Source organism: Pseudomonas sp. MWU12-2037 (assembly GCF_023242345.1).
Lineage (GTDB): Bacteria > Pseudomonadota > Gammaproteobacteria > Pseudomonadales > Pseudomonadaceae > Aquipseudomonas > Aquipseudomonas gingeri_D.
This window is the reverse complement of sequence record NZ_JALLIZ010000026.1, coordinates 26,682-44,099: the sequence shown is the minus strand read 5'-3', so window position 1 is coordinate 44,099 and position 17,418 is coordinate 26,682. Positions and strand designations below refer to the sequence as shown.

At 63.8% G+C, this 17,418-nt stretch carries 15 protein-coding genes; 5 read left to right on the top strand and 10 right to left on the bottom strand.

What is annotated here, in order from left to right; all coding sequences use genetic code 11:
* The first annotated feature begins 28 nt into the window (after positions 1–28).
* The gene (locus M5B42_RS29745) at positions 29–1,699 is read left to right on the top strand and encodes a M24 family metallopeptidase (RefSeq protein WP_248747833.1); all 1,671 of its coding nucleotides are present in this window, start codon (positions 29–31) and stop codon (positions 1,697–1,699) included.
* A 40-nt stretch (positions 1,700–1,739) separates the two neighbouring features.
* Here M5B42_RS29745 and M5B42_RS29740 read toward each other — a convergent pair whose 3' ends face one another.
* From M5B42_RS29740 to M5B42_RS29715, 6 genes are all read right to left on the bottom strand, one after another.
* Positions 1,740–2,375 carry a LysE family translocator gene (locus M5B42_RS29740; RefSeq protein ID WP_248747832.1) on the bottom strand — a complete coding sequence of 212 codons (636 nt, stop codon included), beginning with the start codon at positions 2,373–2,375 and terminating at the stop codon, positions 1,740–1,742.
* Positions 2,376–2,547: 172 nt separating this feature from the next.
* Positions 2,548–3,390 carry an ABC transporter ATP-binding protein gene (locus M5B42_RS29735; protein ID WP_152742015.1) on the bottom strand — a complete coding sequence of 281 codons (843 nt, stop codon included), beginning with the start codon at positions 3,388–3,390 and terminating at the stop codon, positions 2,548–2,550.
* A complete protein-coding gene (locus M5B42_RS29730; protein ID WP_100941672.1) occupies positions 3,378–4,181 on the bottom strand; it encodes an ABC transporter permease in 804 nt (267 codons plus the stop codon). The genes M5B42_RS29735 and M5B42_RS29730 overlap by 13 nt, the downstream gene beginning before the upstream one ends.
* An 8-nt stretch (positions 4,182–4,189) precedes the next feature.
* On the bottom strand, positions 4,190–5,176 hold the full coding sequence (locus tag M5B42_RS29725; RefSeq protein ID WP_103499576.1) for an ABC transporter substrate-binding protein: 987 nt from the start codon (positions 5,174–5,176) through the stop codon (positions 4,190–4,192).
* 297 nt (positions 5,177–5,473) lie between these two features.
* Positions 5,474–7,108, bottom strand: coding sequence for a GMC family oxidoreductase N-terminal domain-containing protein (locus M5B42_RS29720; protein ID WP_248747831.1), 1,635 nt, complete (start codon positions 7,106–7,108; stop codon positions 5,474–5,476).
* A 74-nt stretch (positions 7,109–7,182) separates the two neighbouring features.
* Positions 7,183–8,673 (bottom strand): aldehyde dehydrogenase, encoded by a 1,491-nt coding sequence (locus M5B42_RS29715; protein WP_248747830.1) that lies wholly within the window; start codon positions 8,671–8,673, stop codon positions 7,183–7,185.
* A 348-nt stretch (positions 8,674–9,021) separates the two neighbouring features.
* On the opposite strand from M5B42_RS29715, the gene M5B42_RS29710 reads away from it, so the two are divergent.
* Positions 9,022–9,936, top strand: a complete 915-nt coding sequence (locus tag M5B42_RS29710; protein ID WP_103499579.1) for a LysR substrate-binding domain-containing protein — start codon at positions 9,022–9,024, stop codon at positions 9,934–9,936.
* Between the two features lie 4 nt (positions 9,937–9,940).
* Here the strand turns inward: M5B42_RS29710 and argE are convergent, their stop codons facing one another.
* From argE to M5B42_RS29695, 3 genes are all read right to left on the bottom strand, one after another.
* A complete protein-coding gene (gene argE, locus M5B42_RS29705; RefSeq protein WP_248747829.1) occupies positions 9,941–11,092 on the bottom strand; it encodes an acetylornithine deacetylase in 1,152 nt (383 codons plus the stop codon).
* Entirely contained in the window at positions 11,093–11,767 is a 675-nt protein-coding gene (locus tag M5B42_RS29700) for a DUF1028 domain-containing protein (RefSeq protein ID WP_248747828.1), read from the bottom strand.
* 174 nt (positions 11,768–11,941) lie between these two features.
* Positions 11,942–13,324: an aspartate aminotransferase family protein gene (locus M5B42_RS29695; protein WP_248747827.1), complete on the bottom strand. Its 1,383-nt coding sequence runs from the start codon at positions 13,322–13,324 to the stop codon at positions 11,942–11,944.
* Positions 13,325–13,454: 130 nt separating this feature from the next.
* Here M5B42_RS29695 and M5B42_RS29690 point away from each other — a divergent pair, with 130 nt between their 5' ends.
* The 3 genes from M5B42_RS29690 to M5B42_RS29680 all read left to right on the top strand — a co-directional run bounded on the left by M5B42_RS29690 (position 13,455) and on the right by M5B42_RS29680 (position 16,014).
* Positions 13,455–14,087, top strand: coding sequence for a TetR/AcrR family transcriptional regulator (locus M5B42_RS29690; RefSeq protein ID WP_248747826.1), 633 nt, complete (start codon positions 13,455–13,457; stop codon positions 14,085–14,087).
* Positions 14,088–14,201: 114 nt separating this feature from the next.
* The gene (locus tag M5B42_RS29685) at positions 14,202–15,521 is read left to right on the top strand and encodes an NAD(P)/FAD-dependent oxidoreductase (RefSeq protein WP_248747825.1); all 1,320 of its coding nucleotides are present in this window, start codon (positions 14,202–14,204) and stop codon (positions 15,519–15,521) included.
* Between the two features lie 55 nt (positions 15,522–15,576).
* A complete protein-coding gene (locus tag M5B42_RS29680) occupies positions 15,577–16,014 on the top strand; it encodes a RidA family protein (protein WP_103499585.1) in 438 nt (145 codons plus the stop codon).
* Between the two features lie 3 nt (positions 16,015–16,017).
* Here M5B42_RS29680 and M5B42_RS29675 read toward each other — a convergent pair whose 3' ends face one another.
* Positions 16,018–17,409, bottom strand: a complete 1,392-nt coding sequence (locus M5B42_RS29675) for a PepSY domain-containing protein (RefSeq protein WP_248747824.1) — start codon at positions 17,407–17,409, stop codon at positions 16,018–16,020.
* Positions 17,410–17,418: the final 9 nt, after the last annotated feature.

Here is a 17,418-nt window from a genome sequence, read left to right as displayed (position 1 = left end):
TTGGCGCACATTCACCCCTGAGGTCCTTATGAACGCACGCCATGTCATTGAGTTGTCGCCCTCGGGCAAAACCTTCGAAGCCGGTGACGAGTTGTTGCTCGACGCCATGCTCGCCAGTGGCCTGTCGGTGCCGTTCTCCTGTCGTCGCGGGGCGTGCGGCTCGTGCAAGGTCAAGGTCGTGGCGGGGCAGTACCGTGACAAGGTCCTGGCTGCGGACGCTCCGGCACCTTCCTATCCGCTGGCCGCCGATGAAATGTTGTTGTGCCAGAGCCATGCCTGCGCCGATATGCGCCTGGAAATCCCCGGCTGGTCGCTGGACACGCCCAAGCTGGAAATCCCCGTACGGGTCCTGGGCAAGCGTGCACTGAGCTCCGATATCACCGAGCTGGTGCTGATGCCGGAAACCCTGGAACCGGTTGAAGTTCGCGCCGGCCAGTACGTCCGGTTTCGCCTCGACGATGGCGACAGTCGGTGTTTCTCCATTGCCAATCTCCCGGCGCAGGATCACGGCCAACTGGTCTTTCATATCCGCCAGGTCCCTGGCGGCGTTTTTTCCGAGCAGATCCTGGCGACGCTGGACGTCGGTCAGACGCTGAAGCTGGAAGGCCCTTTGGGTGCCTGCACCTGGCAGCACGAGGACGCTCGGCCCGTGGTGTTGTTTGCCACGGGGACCGGCTACGCCGGGATCAAGCCGCTGCTGCTGACCGCGCTGGCCCGGGGCACCGAGGTGACGTTGTACTGGGGCGGCTCGCAGCCCGGGGACTTTTACGACCGCGAGTTCCTGGACCAGGCGCGCATCGAGTATCCCGGGTTTGTCTGGTACCCGGTGCTGTCGTCAGAGGCCCGGGTGCAGCAGGTTGCCTTTGAGCGGGCGCATCCTTGGGCAGATGCCCAGGTCTATGCCTGCGGTAACAGCGCGATGATCCGCGATGTCCGCGAGCACTGCCTCGCGGCGGGCGTGCCGGCTCACCGTTTTGTCGCGGAGGCCTTTGTGCCCAGCGGCGTGTCGCTGCCCGAGTCGCCGCCCAAGCCGCTGGATCCGGTCTGGGAAAAAGTCGGTCCGCGCTATTCCCTGGACGGCATGCTGGCCGCCCGCGAGCAATCGGTCCGCGCCCTGGCCTCGATCGCCAGCCAACTGCAGGTCGGGATGACCACCGCCGAGGCCCTTGAGATGGCCAATCAGCAGTTGCAGGCCATGGGCGCGTCCCACACCTGGCATCCGACCTATATCCGTTTTGGCGACGATACTGTGCGCACGCCACGCCAGGGCATCGATCCGCAGCGCAAGCTACGCGCGACCGATATCGCCGTGGTCGATCTCGGCCCGGTGTGGGACGGTTATGAAGGCGACTATGGCGACACCTTCGTCTTCGGCGAGCATCCTCTGCACCAGGCCTGCGTCAAGGCCTTGCATGAGGTGTTCGACGAAACCCGCGAGGCTTGGCACCAGGGGCTGACCGGCCGCGAGCTCTATGATTTCGCCGAACGCAGTGCGGACTCAAAGGGCTGGCGACTGGAGCGAAACCTGGCCGGACACCGCATCGCCGACTTCCCCCACGCGTTGTTCGGCCAGGAGAAGCTGGCCGAGCTGGAGATCGTGCCGAGCGAGATGGTCTGGGTCCTGGAAATCCAGCTCTGCCATCCCACCGAAGCGGTGGGGGCGTTCTTCGAGGATATCCTGATCGGTCAGGGGGGCTGATGGCTGTCGCCCTTTTGCGTTCAAGCGCAAACAGCCGGCTTTAGCGCCGCCCCTCGACGGCCATGCGCACGGCCAAGCCTGTGAGCACCGTGCTCATCAGCCAGCGTTGCACGATCTGCCACACTGGCCTGTTGGCGAGAAATGCCGCGATGGAACCCGCCATCACAGCGATCAGCGCGTTGACGCTGACGCTGATGACGATCTGGGTAAAACCGAGCACAAGGGATTGCGTCAGCACGCTGTCGTGGCCGACGGGGTCGATGAATTGGGGCAACAGTGACAAGTACATGACCGCGACTTTGGGATTCAACAGGTTGGTGACAAAGCCCATGGTGAACAGTTTGCGCGGGCTGTCCTTGGGCAGGTCGCGCACCTGGAACGGCGAGCGGCCGCCGGGCTTGACCGCCTGCCAGGCCAGGTAGAGCAGGTAGAGCGCGCCGCCGAGGCGCAGGACGTCATAGGCGTAGGGAACCGCCAGGAGCAGCGCGGTGATGCCCAATGCGGCGCAAAACATATAGACGATGAAACCCAAGGCCACGCCGCCCAGGGAAATCAGCCCGGCCATGCGCCCCTGGCAGATCGAGCGCGAGATGAGATAGATCATGTTCGGCCCGGGCGTCAGCACCATGCCGAGTGAGATCAGGCCGTAGGCAAGCAGGTTGGACAGTTCGGGCATGGCGTAGCTCCTGGAGGCACCTGGGTGGTGCGCAGGATAATAGAGGGGGCGATGCGAGCCTGTTAGATACAGATTGACTGACAAAACGTCATACAGCGGTCACCGTATTGATTCGGCCCAATCGGTTACGATTGGGCTTTCTCATCCTCGGGAAAAGCGCCCTGCCTGATTCTTAACCGGCCTGGTGGTCTTCCGGCCCATCATGCAGCAGATGAAAGATCTCCCGCTTCATCCGGATAAACCCCGGGTCCATGACCATGTCCAGGGTTCTCGGCCGGCCTATTGGAACGTCCAGCACCTCCTTGATCCGCCCCGGCCGGGCGCCCATGACGAAGATGCGGTCACCCAGCAGGATGGCTTCGTCGATATCATGGGTCACGAACAGCACGGTCTTCTTGGTGTGCTCCCAGACCTTGAGCAACAGTTGCTGCATCTGCAGGCGCGTCTGGCTGTCCAGCGCCCCAAAGGGCTCATCCATCAGCAGGATCTGCGGGTCGTTGGCCAGGGCGCGGGCTATCGCGACCCGTTGCATCATCCCCCCGGAAAGCTGCTTGGAATAGTTATCGGCAAACTTCAGCAGGCCGACTTCATTCAGGTAGTAGTCCACCGTCTCGCGGCGCTCCGCGGCGGCAATGCCACGACGCTTGAGGCCGAACTCGATGTTCTTGCGCACCGTCAACCAGGGAAACAGGGTGTAGCTCTGGAACACCATGCCACGGTCGGCCCCCGGGCCGTCGACCAACTGGCCACCGACATAGATATCGCCCGAGGTGGGTTCGGCCAGCCCCGCCGTCAGGTAGAGCAGGCTCGACTTACCGCAGCCCGAAGGCCCGACCAGGACCGCGAACTGCTGGTCGGGCACCTCGAACGAGACCTTCTCCAGGGCGGTGAAGGTTCCGCCCGAAGGCGTCTTGTACTGCAGGCTGACGCTGTCGACACGCAGGCGCGGGGCGGCGCTGGGGGCGATGCTCATTGGCGTGACGAGCCGGGGGGATGTTGCCGTTACTGAGCCCATGCGGCCACCTTCAAGCGAAGAAGTCTGAACAATTGATCGGTGACCAGCCCCAACAGGCCGATAACAGCGATCGCCAGGAAAATCACATCGACCTGGAAGCCGCGCATGGCCTTGAGGCTGAGGTAGCCCAGGCCGCTGGAGGCCGCCACCAGTTCGGCCACCACCAGGTAGGTCCAGGCCCAGCCCATGGTCACCCGCAGGGTGTCCAGCACCCCCGGCAGTGATGCCGGGGCGATCACATGCAGGACCGCATCCATGCGGTTGGAACCCAGGGTGTAGGAGGCGTTGACCAGGTCCTTGGACACGCCCTTGGACACGTCGGCAATCATCACCAGTTGCTGGAAAAACACCCCGAAGATAATCACCGAGACCCGTTGTTCCAGGCCGATGCCGATCCACAGGATGAACAGCGGCACGAACGAGGTGACCGGCAGGTAGCGGATAAAGTTGACCAGCGGCTCGAGGAACGCCTGCACCACCCGGAAACTGCCCATCAGCAGGCCGATGGGCACCGCCACCAGCGAGGAGATGATAAAACCGACCATCACCACTTCCACACTGGCCCAGACATGCGGCCCCAGGGTGCCGTCACGGCTCAGGCGCAGCGCCGCCTCCAGCACGGCGCCCGGGGTGGGCAGGAACATCGCCGGCACCACGCCGCCATAGGACAGCACGGCCCAGAGCCCGATCAGCAGTACCCAGGCCAGCCCGCTGGCGCTCCAGACCACCTGGACCGGCAAGCCGGTCTTGGGCGTGAGGCAGCGGTTCAACCACGAATTACGCTTGGACATGCCGCCTCCTATTTCGGGGTGATGAAGCGATTGTCGATCAGGTCGGCGTAGCTGACGTTGTAAGGCTTGCCTTGCAACTCGCTGGCGGTTTCGTTGGCCAGCTTGAGCACGCCTTCGGCGGCACCTTTGCTGCCATTGCTGCCCAGCAGGGCTTCGCTCATGGCCTGGTCATAGAAACGCACGCCCTTGGCCGCCGAGGCCAGTTCCGCCGGGTCCGCCAGGTAGCCGCCGACGCCCTTGGCCATGATCGCGTAGGCCTCCTTCGGATGTTCCTGGGTGTACTTCACCGCCTTGTACAGGCCGGCGACCAGGGCTTTGACATCTTCCGGCTGCTTGTCGACGACCTCGCAGTTCAAGGCCACCACATCGACGATCACCCCGGGGGTACTGCTGCTGTCGATCAACACCTTGCCGGTGTGTTTTTCACGCACGGTGCTCAGGTGCGGTTCCCAGGTCACGGCGGCGGGTACGCGGCCGGCGATAAAGGCGGTGGCCGCATCGTCGGCAGTCATGTTCTGGATGGTCAGGTCGCTCATCTTCATGCCGGCGTTCTTCAGTAGGTAGTTGAGCCAGAACTGCGAGACGGAGCCTTCATTGACGGCCACGGCCTTGCCCTTGAGTTCCTGCAGGCTGTTGACCTCCTTGCCCACCAGCACGCCGTCGCCGCCATGGCTTTCATCCAGCGCGGCGACAGCCTTGAAGCAGAATTGCGGGCGATACTTGAGGATTTCATCCAGGGTCGAGGCCGAGCCGGACAGCTTGCCCGAGGCCTGCGCGGCCATGTACATGGAAGCTTCCTCGATGGTCGGCAGTTCCACGGTCAGGCCCTTGTCCTTGAAGTAGCCCAGGTCCTGGGCCAGGTACAGGGTGCCGTAGCCGACCCAGGTGGTGTGGCCGATCGACAGGGTGCCGGCCTGGGCACCACCGGCAACGCCGGCTGCGATAGCGGTCAAGGCCAGTGGACGTATGCAGCGCGAGACGAAAGACTTGATCATTGTGCACTCCCGGAATGTTGGTTTTTTAGTTGGTATATCTCGGGGCAGTGGGGCAAGACGCCAAAAACTGAACAACCTGGGGTCTCTGACGGACCTTGTGCCTCTGTTGGGGCGAGATTGATATTGGCTGATGTGGCGGGCCAGGAAAATGAGTAAATATGTCGTCGCTAAAAAGGAAAAAACTGGGTAGGCCGGCAGCGGCGAAAAGCCTCTGCGGCGCGGTTCTGGCGGGTGGGCAAGCTGGAAAACGCCGCCGCCCGGCTCCGGGTGGCAGCGTTTTTCCTTGGGGGGCTGCTATCAACCGGTCAGGCGCTCGTTGTCGCGAATGCCGGCTGCGCTCAGGGGGCCACGCAGCAGGATCAGGTCGGCGGCTTTCTCGCCGATCATGATGCACGGTGCATTGGTGTTGCCGCTGATCAGGGTCGGCATGATCGAGGCGTCGACCACCCGCAGCCCTTTCAGGCCATGGACCTTCAAGTCCGGGCCGACCACGCTCATGGGGTCGACGCCCATCTTGCAGGTGCCCACCGGGTGGAACACCGTCGAGGCGTAGTCGCGCACGTAGGTCAGCAGCTGCTCATCGGTCTGTACGGCCTCGCCGGGAAGCATCTCTTTACCGCGAATGCCATCGAACTGCGGGGCGGCGAGAATGCGCCGGGCCAGCTTCAAACCTTCGATCAGCACCTTGGCGTCGGCGGGATCGGAGAGGAAGTTGAAATCGATCACCAGCTTGCCGTTGCGGTCCAGGTGCAGCTCGCCGATGCTTTTGGGCCGCAGTACACAGGTGTGGACCGCATAACCGTGGCCCCACTCGAACAGCCGGCCTCGATGGCTGCGATAACCGGGCACGAAATGGAACTGCACATCCGGCAGCATCTCTGCGAGGGGCGTTCGGGCAAAGCCGCCGGCCTCGACATAGTTGGTGGTCAGCCAGCCTTTTTTGGCCAGCAGGTAGCGCAGCGGCGCGCTGAGAATGCTGGGCAGGGAGCCGAGGGAAAAGCCCAGGGTCAGCGGGCTTCTGGAGCGAACGGTGACCAGGCCGTCGAGATGGTCCTGCAAATTCTTGCCGACGCCGGGCAGGTCGTGCTCGACCGGGATCCCGGCGGCTTGCAGTTCCTGCGCCGGGCCGATGCCGGAGGCCAGCAGCAACTGCGGGCTGCCCAGGGCGCCCGCGCAAAGGATGACTTCACGGTTGGCGTGCAGGGTCTGTTGGCTGCCGGCCATTTCGAGCCTGACGCCCTTGGCCGTGCGCCGCTCAAGGATCAGCGAATGCACGGTGCAGTCGGTTAGCACGGTCAGGTTCGGACGATCGATCACCGGTGCGACAAAGGCCCGGTAGCTGGAGAGGCGGCGGGCATCCTTTTGCGTCAGGTTGTAGATGCCGCAGCCTTCGAGCCGGTCGCCGTTGAAGTCGTCGTTGCGGCGCAGGCCCAGGCGTTCGGCGGCCTGGACGAACAGCTTCGACAGCGGATTGGGATCGCGCGCGGCCTCGACGTTCAGCTCACCGGCGCTGCCATGCCGGTGCGGGTCCTGGCCGAGTCGGTTGTTCTCCGACTTCTTGAAGTACGGCAACACACTGTCCCAGTCCCAGCCGGGGCAGCCGGCCTGCGCCCAGCGATCATAGTCGCTGGCGTGGCCGCGAATATAGATCATGCTGTTCATCGAGCTGGAGCCGCCGAGGGCCTTGCCCCGTGGCGTGTGCAAGGTACGGCCGGCGAGGTTCTTCTGCGGAGCGCAGAAGAAGTTCCAGCTGTACTTTTTGCTCTTGTAGAGGGTGATGGTGCCGGCCGGCGTCTGGATTCGCGGGCTGTTGTCGTGGCCGCCGGCTTCGATCAGGCAGACGCTGAGGCTCGGGTCGGCACTCAAGCGGTTCGCCAGTACACAGCCGGAGGAGCCGGCACCGACGATGACATAGTCGAAGTGCGTCTTCATGCGCTTTTCCCTGCTGGTTGATGGATTGACGCGGGCGGCGGTGCCGGCCCGCGAGGTGGTGGACTACCGGGGATTCAGCGCAACTGAAACCAGGTGGTCTTCAACTGGGTGTATTTGTCGAACGAATGCAGTGACAGGTCGCGGCCAAAGCCGGACTGCTTGCCGCCGCCAAAGGGCACGCAGACGTCCAGGGCATCCACGGTATTGACCGAGACGGTGCCGGCATTCAAGCGGGCCGCGACGCGATGGGCGCGGTTGAGGTCGTCGCTCCACAGCGACGCGGCCAGGCCGTAGATATGCTCGTTGGCCATCCGTACGGCATGGTCTTCATCGTCGAAGGCGGTGATCGCCAGCACCGGGCCGAAGACCTCCTCACGGGACAGGCGCATCTCGGGGCTGACCTGGGTGAACAGTGTCGGCTGGATAAAATTGTTCGAACCGTTGATCGTCACCTGCTTGCCACCGGCTACCCGTCGGGCGCCGTCGGTACTGGCTTGGCCGATGTAATCCATCATCCGAGCGACCTGCCGGGCGTCGACCATCGCACCCATCCGGCTGGCCGGGTCCAGCGGATCGCCCGGTTGCCAGTGGCGGGTCTTTTCCTGCAGGCGTTCGACGAACTCATCGTGAATGCAGCGCTCGACCAGCAGCCGCGAGTTCGCCGAGCAGACTTCACCCTGGTTGAAGAAAATCCCGAAGGCGGCCTTTTCCGCCGCCAGGTCCAGGTCCTGGCAATCGGCGAACACCAGGTTCGGGCTCTTGCCGCCGCATTCCAGCCAGACCTGCTTGAGGTTGGATTGCGCCGCGTACTGCATGAAGTATTTGCCGACCTGGGTCGAGCCGGTAAAGGCCAGCGCATCGATATCCGGGTGCAGGCCCAGGGCGCGCCCGGCCTGTTCGCCAAGGCCGGTGACCACATTGAACACCCCGGGCGGCACACCGGCTTCAAGCGCCAGCTCAGCCAGGCGCAGGGCGGAGAAGGGGGATTGCTCGGCGGGCTTGAGAATCACACTGTTGCCTGCCGCGAGGGCCGGCGCGACTTTCCAGGCCGCCATGTCCAGGGGGAAATTCCACGGCACCACGGCCGCGATCACACCCAACGGCACCCGGGTGATGGTCGCCAGGGTGCCGGGGCCGGTGGGCGCCACCTGGTCGTAGAGTTTGTCGAGGCTTTCGGCGTACCAGGCAAAGACCTGGGCCGCGCCGGGGACATCGATGTTGTAGGCATCCATGACCGGTTTGCCCATGCTCAAGGAGTCGAGCAACGCCAGCTCCTCGCGGTGGGCCAGGGTCAACTCGCTGAGCCGCAGCAGGATCGCCTTGCGCTCCCTGGGCTGCATCCGGGCCCAGGGCCCGTTGTCGAAACTGTTGCGGGCCACCCGCACGGCCCTGTCGATATCGACGTCCGAGCAGGCCGTGACCCGCGCGAGCAAGGCGTTGGTGGCGGGGTTGATCACGGCGAATGTGGCGCCGTCCCGGGCCGTATGGGCCCGCCCGTCAATACAGGCGACATCGATCAGGCGCTGCTGTCCCGCCAGGCGTTGCCACGTGTTCAAGTCAGTCACTGCACCCTCCAAAATAGCCTCTGATGGGCCATGTCCACGATCCGTTGTGCCGATAGTGGGGGAAGTGCGCGGTCCACGAAATGAGTAAAAATGTCTTCGCTATCGATAAAAAAACTCATCAGGCGTGCACTGAAATGGCGCGTGCCTGGACAGGTTTTTTAGCGTCAGGCCCCAGGAAATTAATGGTTTCTCGCGTTTCGTGAACACCGCAGAATCGGCTGGATGCTCACGTCGTCGGGGCAGTGCGCGCGGTACGGTTTTTACCGGTGGCGTGTAAGCTTCTGAGGACCCGGCCCGATTCTTGATGGGCGATGTGGATGCATTCGCTTTGCCATTTCCGAGGTAGCCATGGCCGCTTACAACTTGCGACAACTCAGATATTTCGTCACCACTGTCGAGTGCGGCAGCGTCGCCGAAGCCTCCCGCAAGCTCTATATCGCCCAGCCTTCGGTGTCGACCGCGATCAAGCACCTGGAAGAAAGCTTTGCCGTGCAATTGTTTATCCGCCATCACGCCCAGGGCGTATCGCTGACCCCCAGTGGTGCACGGTTCTACCGCAAGGCCCAGGAACTGCTGCGGGTGGCCCACGAGTTCGAGCAGAATGCCTTGGCGGACAACGATGTGGTCGCCGGGCAGATCGATATCGGCTGTTTCGAAACCGTCGCGCCGCTCTATCTGCCGCGCCTGATCGCCGGCTTTCGCGACCGCTGGCCGGGGGTGGAGATCCGTATTCGCGATGGCGAACAACAGGAACTGGTGCAGGCGCTGACGTCGGGCAGTATCGATCTGGCCATTCTTTATGAACATGACCTGGACAGCACCATCGATACCGTACCGCTGATGGCGCCGCAGCAACCCTATGCGCTGTTGCCGGAAGGGCATCGTTTCGCCCACCAGGCCAAGGTCTCGTTACACGACCTGGTGCTGGAGCCGATGGTGCTGCTGGATGTGCAACCCAGTCGGACCTACTTTGTGAGCATCTTCGAGGAGCTGGGCCTGACCCCGCATATCCTGTTCAGCTCGCCTTCCATTGAAATGGTCCGGGGTATGGTCGGGCGCGGGTTCGGCTTTTCAATTCTGGTCACCCGGCCATATTCCGATTACACCTACGACGGGCAGAAGGTGGTACGCGTGCCGTTGGCCGAGCAGGTCACCGGCTCCGGGTTGTCCGCCGCCTGGTTGCGCCGTGGGCAACTGACCAAGCCGGCGCAGTTGTTTGTCGACCATTGCCGCGAGGTCTTGGCGCCCAAGCTGGACGCCTGAGGGATCAGCTTCGCAGCGCCTGGATCAGGCGCTGGAGCATTGCATCGCAGCCCTGGAGCTGCTCAAGGCTGACAAACTCATCGGGCTTGTGGCCCTGGTCCATGCTGCCGGGGCCGCAGACCACCGTCGGAATGCCGATGGCGTCGAACAACCCGCCTTCGGTGCCGAAGGCCACGGTGCTGAACTCGCTCGATCCACAGAACTGCGCGATCAACCGCGCCGCTTCGCTCTGCGGGTCGGTGGCCAGTCCGGGGTAGGCCGAGAGTTCGGAAAAGCGGATGTTGCTGGCCTCGTTGACGGCACGCATTTTCGGCAGTACCTGTTGTTCGGCGTACTGCTCCAACTGCTGGGCGACTTCACGGGGATCGAGGTTGGGGAGTGCCCGCACTTCGAAATCAAAGCGGCAGTCGGCGGGGACGATATTGAGCGCCTTGCCGCCGCTGATCACCCCGGTCTGCACGGTGCTGAAGGGTGGGTCGAAGCGTGGGTCGTGCAAGTGCGGGGCGCGCAGCCGTGAACCGATACGCCCCAGTTCGCCGATCAATTCGGCGGCGTATTCGATGGCATTGACGCCCTGGGGGGCGTACGCCGAGTGACAGGCCGCGCCGTGGACATCGCAGCGCATCGCCAGCTTGCCCTTGTGGCCGAGCACCGGCTTGAGTTCGGTGGGTTCGCCGATAACGCACAGCAGCGGCTTGTGCGGCCGCTGTTCAAGTTCGGCGAGCAGCGAGCGCACGCCCAGGCAACCGACTTCTTCGTCATAGGACAGGGCGATGTGCACCGGCATGCGCAACGGCGCGGCCAGCAATTGCGGCACGGCCGCCAGCACACAGGCGATATAGCCCTTCATGTCGGCGGTGCCGCGACCGTAGAGCTTGCCGTCCTTTTCGCTCAGCTCGAACGGTGCCACCGTCCAGGGTTGCGCATCCACCGGCACCACGTCGGTATGGCCGGAGAGCACGATGCCCGGACGGTCGTCCGGGCCCAGGGTGGCGAACAGGTTGGCCTTGCTGCGCGCCTCGTTGAAGATCAGTTGGCAAGGAACATCCAGCCGCGCCAGGTAGTCGCGGACAAACTCGATCAAGTGCAGGTTGGACTCGCGGCTGGTGGTGTCGAAGGCGATCAGCGCGGCCAGTAGATCGCGGCTGCTGTTCATCTATTCATCTCCGGGCACGCCGTAGCTGGGCGCCTTGGTCGGGTCCAGGGCGCGGACGATATAGTCCTGCACTTGCGGGCTGTAGTCGGCCCAGAGTTGCGCCAGCTTGCCCACCGGGTCTTCATCCGCCCAGTCGACCCGCAGGTCGATGATCGGCCAGATCAGTTCGCCGACCACCACCATGGCCGCCGAATGCACGGGTCCTGCTTCGCCACCGGCCGCCACCGCGGCTTGCATGGCGGCGACCAGGCGATCGGCGAGTTGCCCGCCGCTGGTTTCGAAGGTGTACACCAGGGCTTCGATCACACCCGGGTTCGCCAGCATGTTTCCGGCGGCCACGCACTGCTCGCCGGACAGCGCATTGTGGCAGCCCAGGGTTTCGCCGCCACTGAAGTGCGCGGTGTTGCCCACGTGATCGATGGCGGTCAACTGCCTGAATTGACTGTAGCCGTTGCGGGTCAGCGCCTTGTCCAGGGCTTGCGCAGGCGACAGCCCGAGTTCCAGTTGGTCGAGCACCTGCGGGCCGAGGGCGGGAAGGGTGATGTTCTGGGTGGCGACCGCCCCCACGCTGGGGCGCAGCCAGGGGCAACGGGCGCCGACGGCAATGCTGGATGAACTGATGGCTATGCCCAATTGGCCTGTTTCGGCACAACGGGCGACGATTGAAAACGTCATGGTGGGGTGATCCTGTTTCCGTCCAGAGTCGCCATCCGCGCCCCGGACAGCCTGCGCAGAGGCTGCCCGGGCGGGGATTGGGTATGACTGCATTCTGTCCATCAGCGGCAGCGGGCGAAACGAGGTTTTTTATGGCGCTTGGTTAAGTAAAAACTTGTCAGTGGGCGTCGGGCGTTACAGGCGGCCGTACTCGCGGGCTGTGCGATCAACCGCGATGCGAGTCTTGTCCACCAGTTCGTCCAGCTCCGCCCGCGTGGCGATCAGGGCCGGCGCCATGATCATGCGGCCCAGGGTCGAGCGGATGATCAGGCCTTCCTCGAAACCGAGGGTGCGGCAGCGCCAGGCGATCTCGTTCTCGTTGGCAAAGCGCTTGCGACTGGCCTTGTCTTCGGCAAACTGCAGCGCGGCGACCAGGCCGACGCCCTGGATCTCGCCTACCAGCGGATGCTCGCCGAACACTTCCCGCAAGCAGTTCTGCAGATAAGGCCCGGTGTCGGTTTTCACCTGCTGCACCACGCCTTCATCACGCAAGGCCTTCAAGTTGGCAATGGCCACTGCCGCCGCCACCGGGTGGCCGGAGTAGGTCAGCCCGTGGGCGAAAACACCGCCTTTTTCCACCAGGGCTTCGGCCATGCGCCGCGACAGGATCAGGCCACCCATGGGGATGTAGCCCGAGGTCAGGCCCTTGGCAATCGACAGCGTATCGGGCTCGAAGCCGAACGTCTGGTGGGCGAACCATTCGCCGGTTCGGCCAAAGCCGCCGATGACTTCGTCGGCGCACAGCAGCACGTCGTACTGACGGCAGATGCGCTGGATTTCCGGCCAATAGGTGGCGGGGGGAATGATCATGCCGCCGGCACCCTGGAAGGGCTCGGCGACAAAGGCGGCGACCTTGTCGGCCCCCAGTTCGAGGATTTTCTCTTCCAACTGGCGGGCCGCGCGCAGGCCGAATGCCTCCGGGCTCAGGTCACCGTCGTGGGCGAACCAGTAGGGTTCGTCGATGTGCGCCACATCCGGGATGGTGCCGCCCATTTCATGCATGAATTTCATGCCGCCCAGGGCGGTCGCCGCCAGGGTCGAGCCGTGGTAGCCGTTCCAGCGGCCGATCATGACTTTTTTCTCCGGCTTGCCCATCACCTGCCAGAACCGGCGCACCGTGCGGATCAGCACCTCATTAGCCTCAGAGCCGGAGTTGGTATAGATGGCGTGGCTGTAGTGGGACGGCAACAGGCTGAACAGCAGCTCGGAGAGTTCGATCACCGCCGGGTGGGTGGTGTGGAAGAACATATTGTAATAGGGCAGTTGTTCCAGCTGCGCGTGGGCAGCGGCGGCCAGGTCCTTGCGGCCATAACCGAGGTGGGTGCACCACAGGCCCGACATGCCGTCCAGGTAGCGCTGGCCATCATTGTCCCAGAGCGTCAGGCGGTCGCCGCCGACCATCACCCGCGGGCCTTGCGCATTGAGCGCTTTCTGGTCGACGAACGCATGGATGTGGTGGGCGGCATCGGACGCCTGGTAGTCGCGGGTGCTGCGATTGGGGTCGAGTTCGGCGGACATGGATTATCTCCTTGGGGTGGGGTGGCTAAATAATATTTGGCACTTAAAAATATTTTTGTAAAGAAAATATTTGTTGGTGGAAAACTATTTCAGTAGGCTTGGACCTACGAAAAATCACCTCAGGACCTACATGAGCGGACTCAGAGAGCGGCAAAAGGAACAGCGCCGGCAAGTGATCGCCGAGGCCGCGCTGCTGCTGTTCAAGGCCAACGGTTTCGCCGCCACCAGCCTGGAGCAGATCGCCAACCAGGCCGGGGTCTCGGCACCTACGGTGGTGAATTATTTCGGCGGCAAGCAGGAGATTCTCGTGGCCTTGCTCAAGGCCCCCGACGAGCAGGCGATGCGCGAGGCGCGCGCCCATCTCGATGACAACAGCGACCCGCTGGAGGCCTTGTGCGAGCTTGAAGGGCTGATGACCCATTATCAGTTGCAGGCCATGCCCGCTTCCCTGTGGCGGGAGCTGGCGCCGTCACTGTTTACCGGCGAGCTGTCCCAGGCCTTGCAGCCGTGGAACAGCGCGGTCATCGAGGAAACCAAAGCGCTGCTGGTGCACTTTCAACGCCTGGGCAAAGTGCGCGACAGCGTGGATATCGAGGTGGCGGCGACACTGTTCAACCAGTACGCCAATGTCGCCTTTATCCGCCTGGCCACTGAACCGACCCCGGACCGTGGGGCCCACGCCCGGCACATGCGCAGTGTCCTGGGGCTGATGTGCCACGGCATGCTGGTCCAACAGGAGGGGGCCACTCCAGCGCTGGCCTGAGGTTTCCCCCCAGGCCTAGTTTTTTCCTGCCTTGCGACGACAAAAATCATAATTTCGCTATTCCCTGTATCTGCACAGAATGCCTGCACACTCGCCTTCGAGAAGGACACAGGCATGACAGCTGGAATCATTGAAATCGATACGCTTGTTGTGGGCGCCGGCCAGGCCGGCGTGGCCATGAGCGAGCATCTGAGCAAACTCGGCGTGCCGCACCTGGTGCTCGAACGCAATCGTATTGCCGAAGCCTGGCGCAGCGGCCGCTGGGATTCGCTGGTGGCCAATGGGCCGGCCTGGCACGATCGTTTTCCAGGCCTGGAGTTCGATGATCTCAGTCCGGATGCCTTCGCCCCGAAAGAGCGGGTGGCGGATTATTTCGAGGCCTATGCCCGCAAGTTCAACGCGCCGATCCGCACCGGTGTGGAAGTGAAAAAGGTCGAGCGCAATAGTGGCCGGCCGGGCTTCACCGTGGAAACCTCCGAGGGCGTGATCCAGACCCGTCGCGTGGTGGTGGCCACCGGGCCGTTCCAGCGCCCGGTGATTCCGGCGATTGCGCCCCAGGACCCCGGCCTCAACCAGATCCACTCCGCGCAGTACCGCAATCCCCAGCAATTGCCCGCGGGCGCCGTGCTGGTGGTGGGTGCCGGTTCTTCGGGGACGCAGATCGCCGATGAGCTGCAACGCGGCGGCCGCACCGTGTACCTTTCGGTGGGCCAGCACGACCGGCCTCCACGGGCCTATCGCCAGCGGGATTTCTGCTGGTGGCTGGGAGTGCTCGGCGAATGGGATGCGGCGGCCATGAAGCCGGGTAGGGAGCACGTGACCATTGCCGTCAGCGGCGCCGACGGCGGGCGCACGGTGGACTTCCGCGAGCTGGCCCAACGCGGCCTGAAACTGGTGGGGCTGACCCGGTCGTTTGATAACGGTGTGGTCAGTTTCCAGGCCGACCTGGCGGTCAATCTGGACCGGGGCGACGAGAATTATCTCGCGCTGCTCAATGCCGCTGACGCCTATATCGAGCGCAACGGCCTCGACCTGCCGCCGGACCCGGAGGCCCGTCGCACCTTCCCGGATCCCGAGTGTGTGACCCGGCCGATCCTCCAACTCGACCTGGCCGAAGCGGGCATCACCACGATTATCTGGGCCACCGGCTTTGCCACCGATTACAGCTGGATGAAGGTCGATGCTTTCGACGACAAGGGCAAGCCACGCCATCAGCGCGGTGTGTCCAGCGAGTCGGGGATCTACTTTCTCGGGCTGCCGTGGCAGTCACGCCGGGGTTCGTCGTTTATCTGGGGTGTTTGGCATGATGCCAAATACATCGCCGATCAGATTGCCATCCAGCGCCAGTACCTCACCTATCGCGATGCCGCCCAGCGTGAGGCGGATATGGCCGCTGCCAGCCCCTCAGTGACCCGGTCCGCCGTCAGCGCTTGATGTCCGCCAGCCGCACTGCGCTGTGCGGCGTTGTCTTTCTTTCGAGGAGTTATCAATGTCCACGCCCACCCATACGCGTATCCGCATGTTCAACACCAAGGACACCTACCCGAACCAGTCGCTGGACAATGACCTGTGCCAGGCCGTGCGGGCGGGCAATACGGTGTATGTCCGCGGCCAGATCGGCACCGATTTCGACGGCAATCTGGTGGGGCTCGGCGACCCCGGGGCGCAGGCCGAGCAGGCGATGAAAAACGTCAAGCAACTGCTGGAAGAGGCCGGCTCGGACCTCTCCCATATCGTCAAGACCACCACCTATATCATCGACCCGCGTTACCGCGAGCCGGTGTACCAGGTGGTCGGCAAATGGCTCAAGGGGGTGTTCCCGATCTCCACCGGCCTGGTGATCTCGGGGCTTGGCCAGCCGCAATGGCTGATGGAGATCGACGTGATTGCGGTGATCCCCGACAACTGGCTGGCGCCCCGGGCCTAGGCCTTATCCGGCGGCCAGGCCGAGGAAGTTGCGTAGCGGCCTGACCCGTGACAGCAGGCAACGCTCCAGCAGCCAGAGCACCAGCATGGAGGCGCCGAGCAAGGGCAGGTACAGGCCGAGCAGCACCAGCACACCGAGCATGACGGCCGGATAACGGCTTTCGGCCAGGGCCGGCGGTGCGCCGAGGGCGCCCTGGGGGCGTCGGCGCCACCAGAGCACCAGGGCGCTGAGGGACAGGGTCATCAGGCCGAAGGTGGTGAGCAGGCCGAGCAACTGGTTGGCCAGGCCGAACAGTTGGCCTTCGTGGACCGCCACGCCGTAGCCGATGACACGGTCGAGCAGGGGACGCTGGCTGAAGTCGACACGCTTGAGCACCGTGCCGCCGACCGGGTCTAGCGTCAGGTTGACCCGCTGTGGGCGGTTCGCAGCGTCGGAGCGGGCGGTCCATTTGGGTGACTGTGCCGAGGGCGGGGTGATCAGAACCGGCGACGGCAGGTGTAGCGCCTGGACCATTGGCACCAAGCGCTCCAGCGCGCTGTAGTCCGGAGTGGCGGAGGCTGTCATCGGCATGGACACTGGTTTGTCATGGTGCATACCGGGCATATTGGCGTGCTCGTCGGTCATGGGCATGTTCATCGCCCGCCGCTGGGCCATTTCCGAAGCCCGGCCGGTGGTCCAGTCCTGTTCCACGGCGTGGCTCGCGGCCCACTGCCGCACTTCCTTGAGGGCGCCGCCCCAGACAGTCGCCCAGGGCAGGCCGCTGAGGATCAGCAGGACCGCGAACAGCGAGATCCAGAAGCCGACCACCGCATGCAGGTCACGCCAGAACAGCCGGCCACGTTGGCCCAGTCGCGGATAGATGACCCCGGCCAGGCGACCGCCTTTCGGCCACCAGAGATAGAGCCCGGAAAGCAGCATGACAATGGTCCAGCCGGCGGCCAGTTCCACCAGCGCCGAACCCAGGCCGCCCATCAGCAATTCACCGTGCAAGTGGAACAGCTGGCGGGTGAAGCGCTCGTCATCCGCCACCTGGTGCACCACCTTGGCCGTCACCGGGTCGATATAGACCCGCTGCAACGCATCGCCTTTACCCACCAGGATCTGCACGGCCTCGGTCGGGCCGTCCGGCAGTTGATAGGCGTTGAGTACGCTGCCGGGCACCAACGCCAGGGCCGCTTGTATCTGTTCACTGATCGGCCTCCGTGACGCATCGGCCTGGACGTGGTTGTAGGGGCTGTCGAGCAACGCGTCGATCTGCGGACGGAACAGGTAGATCGAACCGCTCAGCGACAGGGCGAGGACAAAGGGAATGCAGAACAGGCCGGCATAGAAATGCCAGCGCCAGATCAGCCGATAGAGCCCTGCGCGCTTGTTGGCCGTTGTGAGCGTGGTCATGGGGCGAGG

Excerpts from the sequence above, each read along its gene's own strand:
- M5B42_RS29745 (WP_248747833.1), top strand. The coding sequence starts at position 29 with ATGAACGCACGCCATGTCATTGAGTTGTCGCCCTCGGGCAAAACCTTC.
- M5B42_RS29740 (WP_248747832.1), bottom strand. The coding sequence starts at position 2,375 with ATGCCCGAACTGTCCAACCTGCTTGCCTACGGCCTGATCTCACTCGGC.
- M5B42_RS29735 (WP_152742015.1), bottom strand. The coding sequence starts at position 3,390 with ATGGGCTCAGTAACGGCAACATCCCCCCGGCTCGTCACGCCAATGAGC.
- M5B42_RS29730 (WP_100941672.1), bottom strand. The coding sequence starts at position 4,181 with ATGTCCAAGCGTAATTCGTGGTTGAACCGCTGCCTCACGCCCAAGACC.
- M5B42_RS29725 (WP_103499576.1), bottom strand. The coding sequence starts at position 5,176 with ATGATCAAGTCTTTCGTCTCGCGCTGCATACGTCCACTGGCCTTGACC.
- M5B42_RS29720 (WP_248747831.1), bottom strand. The coding sequence starts at position 7,108 with ATGAAGACGCACTTCGACTATGTCATCGTCGGTGCCGGCTCCTCCGGC.
- M5B42_RS29710 (WP_103499579.1), top strand. The coding sequence starts at position 9,022 with ATGGCCGCTTACAACTTGCGACAACTCAGATATTTCGTCACCACTGTC.
- argE (WP_248747829.1), bottom strand. The coding sequence starts at position 11,092 with ATGAACAGCAGCCGCGATCTACTGGCCGCGCTGATCGCCTTCGACACC.
- M5B42_RS29700 (WP_248747828.1), bottom strand. The coding sequence starts at position 11,767 with ATGACGTTTTCAATCGTCGCCCGTTGTGCCGAAACAGGCCAATTGGGC.
- M5B42_RS29695 (WP_248747827.1), bottom strand. The coding sequence starts at position 13,324 with ATGTCCGCCGAACTCGACCCCAATCGCAGCACCCGCGACTACCAGGCG.
- M5B42_RS29690 (WP_248747826.1), top strand. The coding sequence starts at position 13,455 with ATGAGCGGACTCAGAGAGCGGCAAAAGGAACAGCGCCGGCAAGTGATC.
- M5B42_RS29685 (WP_248747825.1), top strand. The coding sequence starts at position 14,202 with ATGACAGCTGGAATCATTGAAATCGATACGCTTGTTGTGGGCGCCGGC.
- M5B42_RS29680 (WP_103499585.1), top strand. The coding sequence starts at position 15,577 with ATGTCCACGCCCACCCATACGCGTATCCGCATGTTCAACACCAAGGAC.
- M5B42_RS29675 (WP_248747824.1), bottom strand. The coding sequence starts at position 17,409 with ATGACCACGCTCACAACGGCCAACAAGCGCGCAGGGCTCTATCGGCTG.